This is a genomic window from Actinosynnema sp. NPDC023794, assembly GCF_040639675.1.
GTDB classification, from domain to species: Bacteria; Actinomycetota; Actinomycetes; order Mycobacteriales; family Pseudonocardiaceae; genus Actinosynnema; species Actinosynnema luteola.
Genome location: NZ_JBFAFR010000003.1, coordinates 13,989 through 30,399, shown reverse-complemented (window position 1 = coordinate 30,399; position 16,411 = coordinate 13,989). Strand labels below are relative to the sequence as shown.

General features: G+C 71.6%; 13 protein-coding genes and 1 riboswitch. Of the genes, 12 read left to right on the top strand and 1 reads right to left on the bottom strand.

Annotated features, from left to right (window positions below):
• Positions 1 to 17: 17 nt before the first annotated feature.
• The 10 genes from rsmI (at position 18) to AB0H12_RS08550 (ending at position 12,409) form a co-directional block, all read left to right on the top strand.
• The gene (gene rsmI / locus AB0H12_RS08595) at positions 18 to 863 is read left to right on the top strand and encodes a 16S rRNA (cytidine(1402)-2'-O)-methyltransferase (RefSeq protein WP_499621842.1); all 846 of its coding nucleotides are present in this window, start codon (positions 18 to 20) and stop codon (positions 861 to 863) included.
• Positions 864 to 950: 87 nt separating this feature from the next.
• On the top strand, positions 951 to 2,741 hold the full coding sequence (gene metG / locus AB0H12_RS08590) for a methionine--tRNA ligase (protein WP_499621841.1): 1,791 nt from the start codon (positions 951 to 953) through the stop codon (positions 2,739 to 2,741).
• On the top strand, positions 2,738 to 3,574 hold the full coding sequence (locus tag AB0H12_RS08585; RefSeq protein ID WP_230567435.1) for a TatD family hydrolase: 837 nt from the start codon (positions 2,738 to 2,740) through the stop codon (positions 3,572 to 3,574). Before metG ends, AB0H12_RS08585 begins: the two co-directional genes overlap by 4 nt.
• Before the next feature lie 279 nt (positions 3,575 to 3,853).
• A complete protein-coding gene (locus AB0H12_RS08580; protein ID WP_499621839.1) occupies positions 3,854 to 5,287 on the top strand; it encodes a resuscitation-promoting factor in 1,434 nt (477 codons plus the stop codon).
• Between the two features lie 10 nt (positions 5,288 to 5,297).
• Positions 5,298 to 6,176 (top strand): 16S rRNA (adenine(1518)-N(6)/adenine(1519)-N(6))-dimethyltransferase RsmA, encoded by an 879-nt coding sequence (gene rsmA / locus AB0H12_RS08575; protein WP_499621837.1) that lies wholly within the window; start codon positions 5,298 to 5,300, stop codon positions 6,174 to 6,176.
• A gap of 86 nt (positions 6,177 to 6,262) precedes the next feature.
• Positions 6,263 to 6,355, top strand: a riboswitch (SAM riboswitch).
• 202 nt (positions 6,356 to 6,557) lie between these two features.
• The gene (locus AB0H12_RS08570; protein WP_499621836.1) at positions 6,558 to 7,568 is read left to right on the top strand and encodes a methionine ABC transporter ATP-binding protein; all 1,011 of its coding nucleotides are present in this window, start codon (positions 6,558 to 6,560) and stop codon (positions 7,566 to 7,568) included.
• Positions 7,565 to 8,248, top strand: a complete 684-nt coding sequence (locus tag AB0H12_RS08565) for a methionine ABC transporter permease (protein ID WP_499621834.1) — start codon at positions 7,565 to 7,567, stop codon at positions 8,246 to 8,248. The genes AB0H12_RS08570 and AB0H12_RS08565 overlap by 4 nt, the downstream gene beginning before the upstream one ends.
• Positions 8,249 to 8,276: 28 nt before the next feature.
• Positions 8,277 to 9,083 (top strand): MetQ/NlpA family ABC transporter substrate-binding protein, encoded by an 807-nt coding sequence (locus tag AB0H12_RS08560; RefSeq protein WP_499621832.1) that lies wholly within the window; start codon positions 8,277 to 8,279, stop codon positions 9,081 to 9,083.
• A gap of 280 nt (positions 9,084 to 9,363) precedes the next feature.
• A complete protein-coding gene (locus AB0H12_RS08555; RefSeq protein WP_230567429.1) occupies positions 9,364 to 10,329 on the top strand; it encodes a 4-(cytidine 5'-diphospho)-2-C-methyl-D-erythritol kinase in 966 nt (321 codons plus the stop codon).
• 310 nt (positions 10,330 to 10,639) lie between these two features.
• Positions 10,640 to 12,409, top strand: coding sequence for an ABC-F family ATP-binding cassette domain-containing protein (locus AB0H12_RS08550; RefSeq protein ID WP_499621830.1), 1,770 nt, complete (start codon positions 10,640 to 10,642; stop codon positions 12,407 to 12,409).
• A gap of 143 nt (positions 12,410 to 12,552) precedes the next feature.
• Here the strand turns inward: AB0H12_RS08550 and AB0H12_RS08545 are convergent, their stop codons facing one another.
• The gene (locus AB0H12_RS08545) at positions 12,553 to 13,860 is read right to left on the bottom strand and encodes a DivIVA domain-containing protein (RefSeq protein WP_499621829.1); all 1,308 of its coding nucleotides are present in this window, start codon (positions 13,858 to 13,860) and stop codon (positions 12,553 to 12,555) included.
• A gap of 107 nt (positions 13,861 to 13,967) precedes the next feature.
• Between AB0H12_RS08545 and AB0H12_RS08540 the strand changes: the two genes are divergently transcribed.
• Both AB0H12_RS08540 and AB0H12_RS08535 read left to right on the top strand, forming a co-directional pair.
• The gene (locus tag AB0H12_RS08540; RefSeq protein WP_499621828.1) at positions 13,968 to 15,617 is read left to right on the top strand and encodes a fatty acyl-AMP ligase; all 1,650 of its coding nucleotides are present in this window, start codon (positions 13,968 to 13,970) and stop codon (positions 15,615 to 15,617) included.
• The gene (locus AB0H12_RS08535) at positions 15,617 to 16,411 is read left to right on the top strand and encodes a DUF3626 domain-containing protein (RefSeq protein WP_499621827.1); all 795 of its coding nucleotides are present in this window, start codon (positions 15,617 to 15,619) and stop codon (positions 16,409 to 16,411) included. The genes AB0H12_RS08540 and AB0H12_RS08535 overlap by 1 nt, the downstream gene beginning before the upstream one ends.

Genomic DNA, 16,411 nt, shown 5'->3' with positions numbered 1-16,411 from the left:
ATCGTAGGGTGAGACACGTGAGACCTGTATCTGGATCAGGCCGTTTGGTGCTGGCGGCTACTCCGCTCGGCGACGTCCGGGACGCTTCGCCGCGCCTGGTGGAGGCGTTGGGCACGGCCGAGGTGATCGCGGCCGAGGACACCAGACGGCTGCGGTCGCTCGCTTCGGCCCTCGACGTCACGCCGGCCGGGCGGGTGGTCAGCTTCTACGACCAGGTCGAGGCGGCCCGGCTGCCCGGCCTGCTGGAGGCGCTGCGGGACGGTCGGACGGTGCTCCTGGTGACCGACGCGGGGATGCCGAGCGTGTCGGACCCCGGCTACCGCCTCGTGGCCGCGTGCGTCGAGGAGGACATCCGGGTCACGTGCCTGCCCGGCCCGTCCGCGGTGACGACCGCGCTGGCCGTGTCGGGCCTGCCGTCGGACCGCTTCTGCTTCGACGGCTTCCCGCCGCGCAAGCAGGGCGAACGCCGGCGGTGGTTCGCGGGCCTGCTCGACGAGCCCCGGACGTGCGTCTTCTTCGAGTCACCCCATCGGCTGGCGGACACCCTCGCCGACGCCGCCCACGTGCTCGGCCCGGACCGCCGCGCCGCCGTGTGCCGGGAGCTGACCAAGACGTACGAGGAGGTCAAGCGGGGTGGCCTCGGCGAGCTGGCCGAGTGGGCGGCCGAGGGCGTGCGCGGCGAGATCACCGTCGTGCTGGCGCCCGCCGAGGCCCGCGAGGCCCCGCCGATCGAGGCCCTGGTGGCCGAGGTGAAGCAGCGCGTGGCCGACGGCGAGCGGCTGAAGACGGCGGCGGCGGAGGTCGCCGAGGCGGCGGGGGTGAGCAAGAAGGCCCTGTACGACGCCGCGATCAGCAAGAGCTGAGACGGGCGGGCGGTCCGCCGCGCACGGCCCCTCGCGGACTGCCCAACCCGCGGAAACCCGCTGGAAGCGGCTCCGTAGGCTTGGCCCATGAGTGCCTCCGTGCTGACCGCGGTGGCGTGGCCCTACGCCAACGGCCCCCGCCACATCGGTCACGTCTCCGGTTTCGGTGTCCCCTCCGACGTGTTCTCCCGCTACATGCGCATGTCGGGCAACCGGGTGCTGATGGTCTCCGGCTCGGACGAGCACGGCACACCCATCTCGGTGCAGGCCGAGAAGGAGGGCATGTCCACCCGCGACCTCGTGGACAAGTACCACCGCGTGATCGCGAACGACCTGCACGGCCTCGGGCTGTCCTACGACCTGTTCACCCGGACGACCACCGGCAACCACTACAAGGTGGTCCAGGAGCTGTTCCTCGCCCTCTGGCGCAACGGCTACGTCATCCCGAAGACCGAGATGGGCGCGATCAGCCCCTCCACCGGCCGCACGCTGCCCGACCGCTACATCGAGGGCACCTGCCCGATCTGCGGCTACGACGGCGCCCGCGGCGACCAGTGCGACAACTGCGGCAACCAGCTCGACCCCGTCGACCTGAAGAACCCGCGCTCGCGCATCAACGGCGAGACGCCGAAGTTCGTCGAGACCGAGCACCTGTTCCTCGACCTGCCGCAGTTCATCGACGCGCTCGGCGGCTGGCTCCAGACCCGCGCGGAGTGGCGGCCGAACGTGCTCAAGTTCAGCCAGAACCTCATCGGCGACCTGCGCCCGCGCGCCATCACCCGCGACCTGGACTGGGGCATCCCGATCCCGCTCGACGGGTGGCGCGAGCAGCCGATGAAGCGCTTCTACGTGTGGTTCGACGCCGTCATCGGCTACCTCAGCGCGTCCGTCGAGTGGGCCCGCCGCAGCGGGGACGACGACGCCTGGAAGGAGTTCTGGACCGGCGACGCCCAGGGCTACTACTTCATGGGCAAGGACAACATCGTCTTCCACTCGCTGATCTGGCCCTCCCTGCTGCTCGGGCAGAACGGCCAGGGCGCGAAGGGCGGCGAGCCCGGGGCGTTCGGCACGCTGAACCTGCCCACCGAGGTCGTCAGCTCCGAGTTCCTGACCATGAGCGGCTCGAAGTTCTCCACCTCCCGCGGCACGGTGATCTACGTCACGGACTTCCTGGAGCAGTTCGGGCCCGACGCGCTGCGCTACTTCATCTCCGTCGCCGGCCCCGAGAACCAGGACACCGACTTCACGTGGGAGGAGTTCGTCCGCCGGACGAACTTCGAGCTGGCCAACGAGTGGGGCAACCTGGTCAACCGGTCGATCTCGATGGCGCACAAGAACGTGGGCGCGATCCCGAAGCCGACCAGCCCGACCCAGGCCGACCACGAGCTGCTGGAGCTGTCCCGCAAGGCGTTCGACGTGGTGGGCTCGAACCTGCGCCGCTCCCGCTTCAAGCAGGCCTCCTCCGAGGCGATGAAGGTGGTCGGCGCGGCCAACCGCTACCTGTCCGACCAGGAGCCGTGGAAGCTCAAGGACGACCCCGAGCGCCGCGACACCGTGCTGCACACCGCGTTGCAGGTCGTGCAGGACGCCAACGCCCTGCTGACGCCGTTCCTGCCGCACTCGGCGCAGAAGGTGCACGAGGCGCTGGGCGGCACGGGCGTGTGGGCCGCCCAGCCGCAGCTGACCGACGTCCCCGACCTGGACGTGCCCGACCGCGAGTACCCGGTGCTGACCGGCGACTACGCGGCCGAGCAGGCGACGTGGGCGTCCACCCCGATCGAGGTGGGCAGGCTGCTGGCCAAGCCCGCGCCGCTGTTCGCGAAGCTCGACCCCGAACTGGGTGAGACCGGCCCCGAGTGGGCCCCGATCGCGAAGTGACGAAGCGACGAGGCGAACGGCCACCGGTCCCGGAAGCCCTTCCGGCGCCGGTGGTCGACGCCCACACCCACCTCGACGCGTGCGGCGCGGAGACGCCCGAGCAGGTGCGCGAGGTGCTGGACCGGGCCGTGCGGGCGGGCGTGGACCGCGTGATCACGGTGGCCGACGACCTCGACGCCGCGCGCTGGGCCGCCGAAGCCGCCACGTGGGACGACCGGGTGTTCGCCGCCGTCGCCCTGCACCCCACGCGCACGTCGACGTTCGGCGAGGTGGAGCAGGCGGAGCTGGAGCGGCTCGCCGCGCAGCCGAGGGTCGTCGCGATCGGCGAGACCGGGCTGGACTACTACTGGGACTACGCGCCGAAAGCGGCGCAGCACGAGGCCTTCCGGTGGCACATCGACCTGGCCAAACGGGTCGGCAAGCCGTTGATGATCCACGACCGGGACGCGCACGACGACATCCTCGCGGTGCTCGACGCCGAGGGCGCGCCGTCCACTGTGGTCTTCCACTGCTTCTCCGGCGACCTCTCCTTCGCGCGCGCGTGCGTGGAGCGCGGGTTCGTGCTCTCGTTCGCGGGCACCACGACGTTCCGCAACGCCCACGCGTTGCGGGAAGCCGCACTGTGGGTGCCGGAGGACCACGTGCTCGTCGAGACGGACGCGCCGTTCCTCACGCCCCACCCGTACCGAGGTCGCCCGAACGAGCCGTATTGCGCGAACTACACGCTCCGGGACCTGGCGACGCTGCGTGAGACCGACCTCGGTGAGTTGGCCACGAAGATCACCCGAAACGCCGAACGCGTCTTCGGTCTTCGTGACGCGGTGAAGTCGTAGTCCTCCTTACGACGAATGGCGGACAGACTTGCTCCCCTGACGGAGTGACTGAACTCACAAGGGTTGTCGGGGTGTTGGCACAACCCCCGTGAACCCGTTACGGTCCCGTGACCGTGCCCCGAGTCGTGATTCGGGGCGCACCCGCAGTCGGGGCGGGTCACGTTGACACCAGAAGCGAGAAGCCGAACACGCACGGGAGTTGCCGGAGATCACCAGCTGACCACCGACATCGACCGTGCGCGTCGCCGGACTTCGCGCCTTCAGGAGGTATGGCACCCCGTGAACTCGTTCAACGAGGACACCGACTGGTTTACGCCCGTGCAGTCGACACCCGCGACCGGTGTCGACGTCCTGGACAGACCCGGGCCGCCGTCCGAATGGGACACCGCGGTGTTCACCATCACCCCGGACGACGTCCTGGACGTGCTGGGACCGGACGCCGACGCGCTGCTGGAGAGCGCGAACGTCGACGTCGACGAGCTGATCCGGCTGATCAACGCCGAGACCACGCTCCTGCCGCCGATCATCATCCCCGACGAGGTCTCCCAGGACCGGGTCGCGGGCAGCCTGGCCGCAGAGCGGCCGAGCGCCCCGCCCGCCGCGCTGGTCGAAGCCGCGGGGAAGTGGAAGCGGCGCTTCCTGAAGGCCGCGGTGCTCACCGTGCTGGTCACCATCTCCGGCGGCGGCGCCACCGCGATCGCGATGGACAAGTCCGTCACGGTCGACGTCGACGGCGAAGCCACCACCGTCCGCACGTACGAGTCGACCGTGGGCGAGATCCTCGCCGACGAGGGCATCGTGATCGGCGAGCACGACGCGCTGAGCCCGTCACCCCAGGCGAAGGTGAGCGACGGCGGCAAGATCTCGCTGGACCGCGGCCGGCTGGTGAAGATGACGGTCGACGGCGAGCAGCGCGAGGGCTGGGTCCGCTCGGTCACCGTGGACGAGGCCCTGGACCAGTTGCAGGTGAACGACGAGGGCGCTTGGCTCTCCCACGACCGCAACATGGACGTCCCGCTCAACGGCCTCGCGCTCGAGGTCAAGAGCCTCAAGACCATCACGCTCTACGACGGCGGCAACGCGCCGCGGCAGATCCAGACCACGGCCGTGACCGTCGACGAGCTCCTGAAGAACGAGAACCTCTCGCTCGGCCCCGAGGACAAGCTCGAGACGGCGATCGACTTGCGCGTCACCAACGGCGCCGAGGTCCACATCACGCGCACCGGCGTGTCGGTGATCAACGCGACGGAGGCCATCCAGCCTCCCGTCGAGGAGGTCAAGGACGACACGATGATGAAGGGCCAGAAAGAGGTCCTGGACCCGGGCGAGGCCGGCGAGCAGATCGTCACCTACCGCGTCACGGTGAAGAACGGCGCCGAGATCGGCCGCGAGAAGCTGGGCGCGAAGGTCACCAAGGAGCCGAAGGCGAAGAAGGTCAAGGTCGGCACCAAGCTCCCGCCCGACGGCGCGGTCTGGGACGCGCTGGCGCAGTGCGAGGCGACCGGCAACTGGGCCATCAACACCGGCAACGGCTACTACGGCGGCCTGCAGTTCAACAAGGGCACCTGGGACGCCTACGGCGGCAGCCAGTTCGCCGCGTACCCCCACCAGGCGACCCGCGAGCAGCAGATCGCCATCGCCACCAAGCTCCGCGACGCGCGCGGCGGCTACTCGGCGTGGCCCCACTGCCAGCAGAAGCTCGGCTTGCCGTAAGAATGCGCGGGTGACTGAGGATTCGACGACGGCCGGGTCGGGGAGCCAGCTCCTCGGTCCGGCCGACGTCCGTCGGCTGGCCGCCGAGCTGGACATCCGCCCCACGAAGAAGCTGGGGCAGAACTTCGTGCACGACCCGAACACGGTGCGGCGCATCGTGTCGGCGGCCGACCTGCGCCCCGACGACGTGGTGCTCGAAGTGGGGCCCGGCCTCGGCTCGCTGACGTTGGCGTTGCTGCCCTCCTGCCGCGCGCTGGTGGCCGTGGAGATCGACGGGGTCCTGGCGGACCGCCTGCCCGTCACGGTGGCCGAGCGGGCGCCTCAGCTGGCCGACCGGCTGTCCGTCGTGCACGCGGACGCGATGCGCGTCACCCCGGACCAGCTCCCGGTCGAGCCGACCGCCCTGGTGGCGAACCTGCCGTACAACGTGGCCGTGCCCGTGGTGCTGCACCTGCTGGCCGTGCTGCCGTCGTTGCGCACGGGCCTGGTGATGGTGCAGTCGGAGGTGGCCGACCGGATGGCCGCCGGTCCCGGCAGCAAGGTCTACGGCGTGCCCAGCGTGAAGCTCGCCTGGTACGCCGACGCCCGGCGGGCCGGTCCCGTGCCGCGCTCGGTGTTCTGGCCCGTGCCGAACGTGGACTCGGCGCTGGTCGCGTTCGACCGGCACGAGCAGCTGTCCACTGTGGACCCGAAACGGCTGTTCGCCTTGGTGGACGCGGCCTTCGCGCAACGTCGCAAGATGCTCCGGGGCGCGCTGTCGGGCTGGGCGGGCTCAGCGGCCGAGGCGCAGCGGCTGCTCGTCGCGGCGGGCGTCGACCCCTCCGTGCGCGGCGAACAACTGGCCGTCGGCGACTTCATCCGGATAGCCGAGGCCGCGTCCGCTCGGTAGTCGTTGATCTTTCGGCCGAAAGTGTGATTTGCCGGACGATCCTGCTTCAGGCTTGCGTCAGCCGGGCCTGGTCAGGTCTACTCGTGGTGCCATCCCGAGCGGCCGAGAGACCTGGCTCCACGACGCCGCAGCAACCACCCCTCCACGGGGGCAGGTGCTTCCGCCAGGAACGATGGAGGAATCACGTGCCCAGGATGCGAATGCTCACCCGCCGGCGGGTAGTCGACCACGGCCGCCGCACGTCGTCCGCCTGTCGCAGCCGCTGAGCAGCCGCAGGCGCCTCGAACCCCCGCGTCCTTCATCCAGGACACCTTTCTGAGCTGAGCCGTCGGTCACGCGCGCCATGAGCGTGCGCTGCCGCATGCCGTCGTGGAGCGAAACGTGATCACTGTCGAGAACCTCACCAAGACCTTCCCCGGGAGTACCGGGCAGGTTCGCGCGCTGAACGGCGTGAACCTGGACGTCGCCGCGGGCACCGTGCTCGGCGTCGTCGGCCCCAGCGGGGCGGGCAAGTCCACCCTGGCCCGGTGCGTCGCGCTCCTGGAGCGGCCCGACAGCGGCGCGATCCGCGTCGACGGCACCGACCTCGTCTCCCTCGACGGCACCGCGCTGCGCGCCGCCCGCCGGCAGATCGGCGTGGTGCCGCAAGGGGATTCCCTGCTGCGCCAGCGCACCGCCGCGGGCAACGTCGCGCTGCCCCTGGAGGCCGCGGGCGTGGCCGGGCCGCAGCGCCGCACCCGCGTCGCCGAACTGCTCGACCTCGTCGGCCTGACCGACAAGGCGGGCTCGTACCCCGACCAGCTCTCCGGCGGCCAGCGCCAGCGGATCGCGGTCGCGCGGGCGCTCGCCGCGTCGCCGTCCGTGCTGCTGGCCGACGAGCCGACGTCCGCGCTCGACCCCGAGACGACCGGCTCCGTGCTCGCCGTGCTCGACCGGGCGCGCGCCGAGCTCGGTGTGACGGTGCTCGTGGTCACGCACGACATGGGCGTCGTCCGGAAGATCTGCGACGACGTCGCGGTGCTGGAGGACGGCCGCGTGGTGGAGCACGGCAAGGTGCTCGACCTGGTGTCGGACGCCGCGAGCCGCACGGCCGCGTCGCTGCTGCCGGGCGTGGACCAGAACCCGGCGCTGGAGGGCTCGTTCGACCGGGTCGCGGACGTCGTGCTGATCGGCTTCGCCGCCGTGGGCGCGCTGCTGCCCGAGGCCACCAGCCGGTTCGGCGTGGAGCTGAACCTGCTCGGCGGCGGCCTGACCAGGCTCGGCGAGACCCCGGTGGCGCGGTTCCGGGTCGGCCTCAAGGGCGAGCGCGCCGACTCGGCGCTGGAGTGGATCTCGGAAGCGGGCGGCGCGGTGCGACGGACCCTGTCGGGTCCGCAGGGAGTAGCTGCGTGAGGTCTGCGACACCCTGGTCCATCGTGTTCGACGACCTGCTGGTCGCCACCGGCGAGACGTTGTACATGGTGGTCGTCTCCACCCTGATCGCTGTTCTGCTCGGCGCGCCCGTCGGCATCTGGCTTCAGCTCACCGCACCCGGTGGGCTGAAGCCCCGGCCGGTGCTGCACAAGGTGCTCGGGTTCGTCGTCGACCTCGGCCGTTCCATGCCGTTCCTGGTCCTGCTGGTGGTGCTCACCTCGCTGACCAGGCTGCTCCTGGGCAGCACCATCGGGCCGACGGCGGCCATCGTGCCGCTCGCCGTGGGCGCGATCCCGTTCGTCGGCAGGCTGGTCCAGAACGTGCTGGCCGAGGTGCACGTGTCGGTGGTCGAGGCCGCCGTCACCACCGGGTCGTCCACGCTGCGGATCGTGCGCAGCGTGCTGCTCCGCGAGTCGTTGCCCGCGCTGGTCAACGCCATCGGCGTGACCGCGATCGCGCTGCTGGGCTACTCGGCGATGGCCGGCGTGGTCGGCGGCGGCGGGCTCGGCGACCTCGCCGTGCGCATGGGTTACCAGCGGTTCAACGACCGCTACCTGTGGAGCACGGTCGTCGTGCTGGCGGTCATCGCCACCGCGATCCAGTTCACCACCAACCGCGTGGCCCGCGGCGTCGACCGCCGCCGCACCGCGTCCGTCTGATCGTTCTCATCCTCACCTAAGGAATGACATGCGTATTCGTGCTGCCCTGCTGGCCGTGCTGCTGACCGCAGTGGGCTGCGGTAGTGGCGACACCGGCGCCGCGTCGGACCCGAACGCGCCGCTGAAGGTCGGCGTGAGCCCGGTGCCGCACGCCCAGGTGCTGCGGTACGTGGCGGACAACCTGGCCGCGGCGAAGGGCCTGAAGATCGAGGTCGTGGAGTTCACCGACTACGTGCAGCCGAACACGGCCCTGGTGGACGGGTCGCTGGACGCGAACTACTTCCAGACCGTGCCGTACCTGGACACGTTCAAGGCGGAGAGCGGCGCGTCGCTGGAGTGGATCGGGCCGGTCCACCTCGAGCCGCTCGGCGTGTACTCGAAGAAGCACAAGTCGCTGGCCGACCTGCCGTCCGGCGCTCGGGTGGCCGTGGCGAACGACGCGACGAACGAGGCACGCGGCCTGAAGCTGCTGCAGGACAACGGGCTGATCAAGATCACGCCGGGCGCGGAGAAGACGGCGACCATCCGGGACATCGCGGAGAACCCGCGCGGGCTGGAGTTCGTCGAGCTGGAGGCCGCGCAGCTGCCGCGTTCGCTGGACGACACCGACGCGTCCGTGGTGAACGGCAACTACGCCATCGACGCCGGCCTGAAGCCCGCCTCCGACGCGTTGGCGCTGGAGAAGGCCGAGGGCAACCCGAACGCGAACGGCCTGGTCACCCGGACCGACCTGAAGGACGACCCGCGCGTGAAGGACCTGCTGGCCCTGCTCCAGTCGCAGCAGGTCAAGGACTACATCAAGGAAACCTTCTCGGGCTCCGTCCTCTCCGTCTGACCCGAGAGCCCTACCCCCACACCGCGAGAGTCCTACGTTCAGAACGCGCGTGTCCTACGTCCAGGTCGTGCGTGTCCTACGTCCAGGACACCTGAATTCAACGCTCAGGTGTGAGGGCGCGGCAGCCGAAGGGATCAAGAGCGTCCTCGCCGGACGGGCAGGTCAGCGGGGTGACCCTTCGGGGTGGGCAAGCGAGTGCGCGAGCGGGGGTTGAGTGCTTCGCCGCAGGTCAGAGGTCGGTAGGAGCGGGCAACCCGGAAACGCCCGTACGCTTCATGGCGTGCTCGCTGTCGTCCCACCCCCGGTCACCGTCCGCGTCCCGGCCAAAGTCAACCTGCACCTGGCCGTGGGCGACTCCCGCGAGGACGGGTACCACGACCTGGTGACGATCTTCCAGGCCTTGTCGCTGACCGACGAGGTGACCGTCGCCATCGCCGAGGAGCCCGGCGTCGAGGTGCACGGCGAAGGCGCCGACTCGGTGCCCACCGGCGCGTCCAACCTGGCGTGGCGGGCGGTGCGGGTGCTGGCCCAGCACGTCGGCCGCGACCCCGACGACCCGAAGGTCCGCGTGGTCATCCGCAAGTCCATCCCGGTCGCCGGCGGCATGGCGGGCGGCAGCGCGGACGCGGCGGCGACGCTCGTCGGGCTGGCCTCGCTGTGGCGGCTGGAGATCAGCCGGGACGAGCTGGCCGGCCTCGCGGGCAAGATCGGCGCGGACGTCCCGTTCGCCATCTACGGCGGCACGGCCCTCGGCACGGACCGCGGCGACCGGATCGTGCCCGTGCTGTCCCGCCACACGTTCCACTGGGTGCTGGCGTTCGACCGGCGCGGCCTGTCCACGCCCGAGGTGTTCGACGAGCTGGACCGGCTGCGCGCCGACGGCGACCCGCCCCGCGTCGGCGAGGCGGAAGCGGTGCTCGAAGGCCTGTCCTCCGGTGACCCGCGCCAGCTCGCGCTCCTCCTCGGCAACGACCTGCAGGCCGCCGCCGTGTCGCTGCGCCCCAACCTGCGCCGCACGCTGCGCGCGGGCGTGAACGCGGGCGCGTTGGCCGGCATGGTGTCCGGATCGGGCCCGACCTGCGCGTTCCTCTGCACGGACGGCGACTCGGCGGTGCGGGTGGCGGCCGAGCTGGCCGGCGCGGGCGTCTGCCGGACGGTGCGCGTGGCGCAAGGGCCGGTGCACGGCGCGCGCGTCATCGGCACTGAGGAAGCACCCCGGCCGATCCCGCCCGAAGTGCACGCGTGACCTACTCGCCGCCTTGTTCGCCGACACCGTGACCTCGGTGTCGCGGTCGGCCACCTGACCAGCGGCGACGGGCTGCGCGGCGGTGGTCGGGTTGCGATCCACCACCAGCACGCGCCCCTGGCCGGTCGCGTCCTCCCCGCGCAGCCGGTGCAGAAGGGCGAACACGCCGACGACCCCTCTGAGCTGTGACATCGGACTCCCTGACTCGGTTGTGGCCGGTACGCCGAGCCGGGTCGGGCCGCCGTTGCGGGCGCGATAGCTAGGCTGGCGTACTGCGTTGTCACCCCGTTCTCGATGAAGGTGCTGGTACATGGCCAACTTGGTCAACTTGGAGTCCGTCTCCAAGTCGTTCGGCGTGCGTCCGCTGCTCGACGGCGTGTCCCTCGGCGTCGGCGAAGGCGACCGCATCGGGGTCGTCGGCCTCAACGGCGGCGGCAAGACGACGCTGCTGGAGGTGCTGGCCGGGCTCGCCCCGCCGGACGAGGGGCGGGTCAGCCAGAACCGCGGGCTGCGGATGGCCGTGGTCACGCAGCGCACCGAGCTGGCCGAGGGGTCGACGGTGCGCAACGCCGTGATCGACCCGCTCGGGTTCGACTCCGAGCACGAGTGGGCCTCCGACGCGCGGGTGCGGTCGATCCTGGACGGCCTCGGCATCACCGGGTTCGGGCTGGACTCGCCGGTCGGCACGATGTCCGGTGGCGAGCGGCGGCGGGTGGCGCTGGCGGCGGCCCTCGTGCAGGACCTCGACCTGGTCGTGCTGGACGAGCCGACCAACCACCTCGACGTCGAGGGCGTGCGGTGGCTGGCGGAGCACCTGCTGGCCCGTCGCACGGCACTCGTCGTGGTGACGCACGACCGGTGGTTCCTGGACACGGTGTGCAGCCGCACGTGGGAGGTCGTCAACGGGAAGGTCGAGCAGTACGAGGGCGGCTACGCGGACTGGATCTTCGCCCGCGCCGAGCGCGCCCGCCTGGCCGACACCATCGAGGAGAAGCGCCGCAACCTGGCCCGCAAGGAGCTGGCGTGGCTGCGCCGCGGCGCGCCCGCCCGCACGTCCAAGCCCCGCTACCGCATCGACGCCGCCGAGGCGTTGATCTCCGACGTGCCGCCGCCGCGCGACTCGGTGGAGCTGCTCGCGTTCGCCAAGCGGCGGCTCGGGCGCACCGTGCTGGAGCTGGAGGACGCGACGCTGACCGTGCCCGACCGGGTGCTGGTGCGCGACCTGACGTGGCGGATCGGACCGGGCGACCGGGTCGGGATCGTCGGCGTGAACGGGTCGGGCAAGACGACGCTGCTGCGGGCGTTGGCCGGTGAGCGGGAGCTGGAGAGCGGCAAGCGCGTCCAGGGGCAGACGGTGAAGCTCGCGCACCTCAGCCAGGAGCTGCACGACCTGGACGGGTCGATGCGGGTGCTGGAGGCCGTGGAGGAGATCGCGCGGCGGGTCGTGCTGGGCAAGCAGGAGATGTCGGCGTCGCAGCTGGCCGAGCGGTTCGGGTTCTCGTCGCAGAAGCAGTGGACGCCGGTGGGCGACCTGTCCGGCGGTGAGCGGCGGCGGTTGCAGCTGTGCCGGCTGCTGATGGCCGAGCCGAACGTGCTGCTGCTGGACGAGCCGACCAACGACCTGGACATCGACACGTTGCAGCAGCTCGAGGACCTGCTCGACTCGTGGCCGGGCACGCTCGTGGTGATCTCGCACGACCGCTACCTGGTGGAACGGGTGTGCGACAAGGTGGTGGCGCTGTTCGGCGACGGCGGGCTGACCGACTTGCCGGGCGGGATCGAGGAGTACCTGCGGCGGCGGGACAAGCAGAAGGAAGCCGCCGCCGTGCCGAGCGCGAAGCCCGCGTCCGCGCCGTCGTCGGCGGCGGACCAGCGCGCGGCGCGCAAGGAGCTGTCCCGCCTGGAACGCCGGTTGGAGACGTTGCAGAAGAAGGAAGCCCAGCTGCACGCCGCGCTGGCCGAAGCCGCCACCGACCCGGAACGCCTGCTGGCCCTGGACGCCGAGCTGAAGGCCGTCCTGGCCGAGGCCGAGGACGTCGAGGCCCAGTGGCTGGCCGCCGCCGAATCCGCCGAATCCTGACCCACCCGCGTGTCGAACGCTCAGGACCCGCGTGTCGAACCTCCAGGGCCTCCGAATTCAACGCTCAGGACGAACGTGAATGACGAACTCGGGGGTCCTGAGCGTTCGACACGCGGGACCTGGAGGTTCGACACGCGCGGGGGTCAGCGGCCGCGGCGGCGCAGTTCGGCCGCCAGCAACGGCATCAGCTCGTCCACGAACGCGCAGTCGTAGCCCTGCCCCGCGATCAACGCCGTGGCGAACTTCGTCGCCGCCACCTCCGCCGACGACGCGCCGAGCATGCCGTCGAGCGCGATGCCGACCTCCTCCAGCACCCGGTCCACCTGGGACGTCCGGTACCCGCGCTGCGCCGGCCCCGCCACCGGGATCTTGATCGACCGCAGCTGCTTCCACGACGTGATCGGCGGGATCGCGCTCGGCCGCGGCGGTCCGTCGCCCAGCTGCTTCTCCACCCGCGCCAGGAACGCGTCCACCTCGGTCTCGTCGTACCCGCGCCGGCCGAACATGGGCCGGCTGAAGCGGACCTCGCGGACTTCGCGCGCGGTCAGGTCGTCCTGCCCGAGCAGGGTGTTCTCGATCCGGTCGAGGAACTTGTCGACCTGCGACTCCTGGTAACCACGCCGGCCGCGCGGCGGCTTGCCGAAGGCGGCGGTGCGGACGTCACGGGCGGTCAACGGGCGCGTGCCGGGGCCAGGACGAGGCCGCAACGGAGGCGCGACGGGAGGCGCGGGAGGCGAGAGAGGGGAGGGGGGAGCGAGGGGCGCCAGGGCGGCGGAGCGGGAAGAAGGGGAGGACGCGAGAGGAGAAGGGGAGGTGAGGGGAGAAGGGAGAGGTGGTGCGGGCATCCGCTCCAAGGTCACCACGACGAGGTCGAGGAAGGTGTCCACGTCGTCCTCGTCGTACCCCACCTGCCCCGGCGGGGCGGAGCTGAACTCGAAGTCCTGCACTTCGCGGGCGGTCAGGTGGTCACGGCCCGCCAGGGTGTTCTCGATCCGGTCGAGGAACGCGTCGATCTCGCCCTCGTGGTAACCCCGGTTCCCCGGTCTGGGCTTGTGGAACCGCACACCGCGCACGTCCTGCGGCGTCAGCCGGGCCGCCGGGCGCATCCCCGTCGACGTGGCGTGCGCGCCCTGCGCGGGGGCGGTGGCCTGGCGCCGCTGCGGCGTCGAGCCGAGCGTCTCGGCCACCAGGTCCATGAACGCGTCGACCTCGGCCGCGTAGTAGCCGGGCCGCGAGGGTCTGAACCGCACCTCGCGCACGTCCTGCTCGGTCACGTCGTCCCGGCCGAGCAGCGTTGCCTCGATGCGGTCCAGGAAGGCGTCCACCTGACCCTCGTCGTACCCGGGCTGGCCGGGCGGGGGGCGGTGGAAGGCGACCTGCCGCAGATCCTGCGCGCCCAACAGCGGCGCCGGATGTGCCGGCATGTGCTGACGAGCGTCGAACCCGGCCACCCAATTACCTCCTTCGTGTGGTGTACCGGGGAGTATCGCCGGACGACGTGCCCGATGTTTCGCCCTATCGGCTCAATGCGCCGGAAGATCGCTCTACCCTGACGGACATGAGCCGGTTCGTGGACACGATGGTGGCAACCGCTACGGGCGCCGGAGGACAGTCGCGGGGCATGACCACGGGGGAGCCGAACGCTCCGGTCCGCAGGTCGTGGGCGGAGGTGCACCAGCAGGCCACCCGCATGGCGGGCGCCCTCGTGGCGGACGGGGTCGCGCGCGGCGAGTCGATCGCCGTCCTGGCGGGCGACCCGGCCGAGATCGCGCCCGCCGTGCAGGCGGTGTGGCTGGCCGGCGGCAGCACGACCATGCTGCACCAGCCGACGGCGCGCACCGACCTCGCCGAGTGGGCCGGTGACACGTTGCGCGTGCTCACCATGATCGGCGCGAAGCTGGTGCTGCTCGGCGCGCCGTTCGACGCGCTGTCGGGCGTGCTGGACGAGCACGGCGTCTCCTACCGCAGGCTGGCCGAGCTGGACGGCGAGCCGCTGGCGGCGCCCGTCGACGTCGACGAGGACCTGCCCGCGCTGCTGCAGCTCACCAGCGGTTCCACGGCCGACCCGAAGGCCGTCCGCATCACGCACGGCAACCTGTGGTCCAACGCCAAGGCCATGGAGATCGCCGCCGAGCTCGACCCGGAGACCGACCGGATGGTCTCCTGGCTGCCGCTGTTCCACGACATGGGGATGGTCGGCTTCCTGACCGTGCCCATGCTGTTCGGCATCGACCTGGTCAAGGTCACGCCGGTCGACTTCCTCGGCCGGCCCACCCTGTGGCCGGACCTGATCAGCCGCTACGAGGGCACCATCACGGCCGCCCCGAACTTCGCCTACGCCATCGCCGCCCGCCGCATGCAGGGCGTGGACGACGGCGCGTTCGACCTGTCCAAGCTGCGCATCGCGCTCAACGGCGCCGAGCCCATCGACCCGGCCGCGGTGAAGATGTTCACCGACGCGGGCGCGCGGTTCGGGCTGCGCCCGGAGTGCGTGCTGTGCGCGTACGGCATGGCGGAGACGACGCTGGGCGTGGCGTTCGCGCCGGTGTTCACCGGCCTCTCGGTCGACGTGGTCGACCCGGAGGAGCTGGAGGCGGGCCACCGCGCCGTGCCCGTGCCGCCGGACAGCCCCAACGCGCGGGCGTTCCCGCTGCTCGGGCCGCCGTTGCCGGGCCTGGAGGTGCAGGTGGCGGACGACGAGGGCAAGGTGCTCGGCGAGCGCGAGGTCGGTCAGCTGCGGGTGCGCGGCGAGGCCGTGACGCCCGGCTACCTCACCGTGGACGGCCCGAAGGACACCCAGGACGCCGAGGGCTGGCTGGACACCGGCGACGAGGGGTACGTGGTGGACGGCCAGGTCGTCGTCTGCGGGCGGCGCAAGGACGTGATCATCATGGGTGGGCGCAACATCTACCCGACGGACATCGAGCGCGCTGCGACCGCCGTCGAGGGCGTGCGCGCGGGCAACGCGGTGGCCGTGCGGCTGGACGCGGGCACGCGCCGCGAGCGGTTCGCCGTGGTGGTCGAGTCGAAGCTGGCCGGTGAGGACGACGCGGTGCGGGCGTTGAGCAAGGAGATCAGCGCGCGGGTCGTGGACGCGGTCGGGCTGCGGCCGTTCTCCGTGGTCGTGCTCAAGCCGGGCAGCCTGCCCAAGACGCCGTCCGGCAAGCTCCGCCGTTCCGCCGCCGTGGGCCTGGTGCCCACCGTGTGATGTCGCCGGCGGAGCGCGCTCTGAGGCACGTGAGGGCGCGGTCGACCGGCACACCGCTCGACCGCGCCCTCCGCGTCACCCTCAACTTCCACCCCGAACGAGTGGTCGCCGCCCTCGCGGACACGGGGCGTTACGTCTCTCAGTTCGTCACCGGCACCGGCAACGGCGGCCTGACCGCGTTCGCCGGCGGCGACCGGTGGCGGTGGGAGAGCCGGATGTTCGGCGGCGCGTACGACGACGCGTCGCCGCACGAGAGGCCGGTGTACGGCGGGCTGAACTTCCGCCTCAGCCCGTACGGCGCGTCGCCGCGATTCGGGTCGTCACACCTGCGGCTGACCGAGGACGTGGTGGACCGGACCACGTTCTGCTACCCGGACAGCGTGCTGGAGCCGGAGGCGTTCGGGACGGCCGACCGGATGGCGTTGATCGAGATCGCGCGGGCGGACGAGCGCGACCCGCTGGACGACTACGTCGAGGCCCACGTGCACGGTCCCGTGTCGCTGGAGGCCGACGTGGAGGCGCTCGTGCTCGACCCGAGCTACCGGGGCACGGCCGTGGAGGAGGCGGCCCACCGCCTGCCGTGCGCCGTCGAGTGGCACACCGGGTTCCGGCTGCACGTGGACGAACTGCGCCGTCACCCGGACTTCCGGGGCCCCGAGCACGTCGACCTGGGCGTGGAGATCGCGGTGGACGGCGTGCTCACGCCGAAGGTCATCGGCGACGCCCGCGACCGTTACGACCAGCAGGGCCTGAAGAAGGTCTGGCACCTGCTCGCCCGCTTCGGCCGCGCCTGA

What these genes read in the sequence shown, in the direction of transcription:
- metG (WP_499621841.1), top strand. Translation starts at nt 951, where the DNA reads ATGAGTGCCTCCGTGCTGACCGCGGTGGCGTGGCCCTACGCCAACGGC.
- AB0H12_RS08560 (WP_499621832.1), top strand. Translation starts at nt 8,277, where the DNA reads ATGCGTATTCGTGCTGCCCTGCTGGCCGTGCTGCTGACCGCAGTGGGC.
- AB0H12_RS08550 (WP_499621830.1), top strand. Translation starts at nt 10,640, where the DNA reads ATGGCCAACTTGGTCAACTTGGAGTCCGTCTCCAAGTCGTTCGGCGTG.
- AB0H12_RS08540 (WP_499621828.1), top strand. Translation starts at nt 13,968, where the DNA reads ATGAGCCGGTTCGTGGACACGATGGTGGCAACCGCTACGGGCGCCGGA.
- AB0H12_RS08535 (WP_499621827.1), top strand. Translation starts at nt 15,617, where the DNA reads ATGTCGCCGGCGGAGCGCGCTCTGAGGCACGTGAGGGCGCGGTCGACC.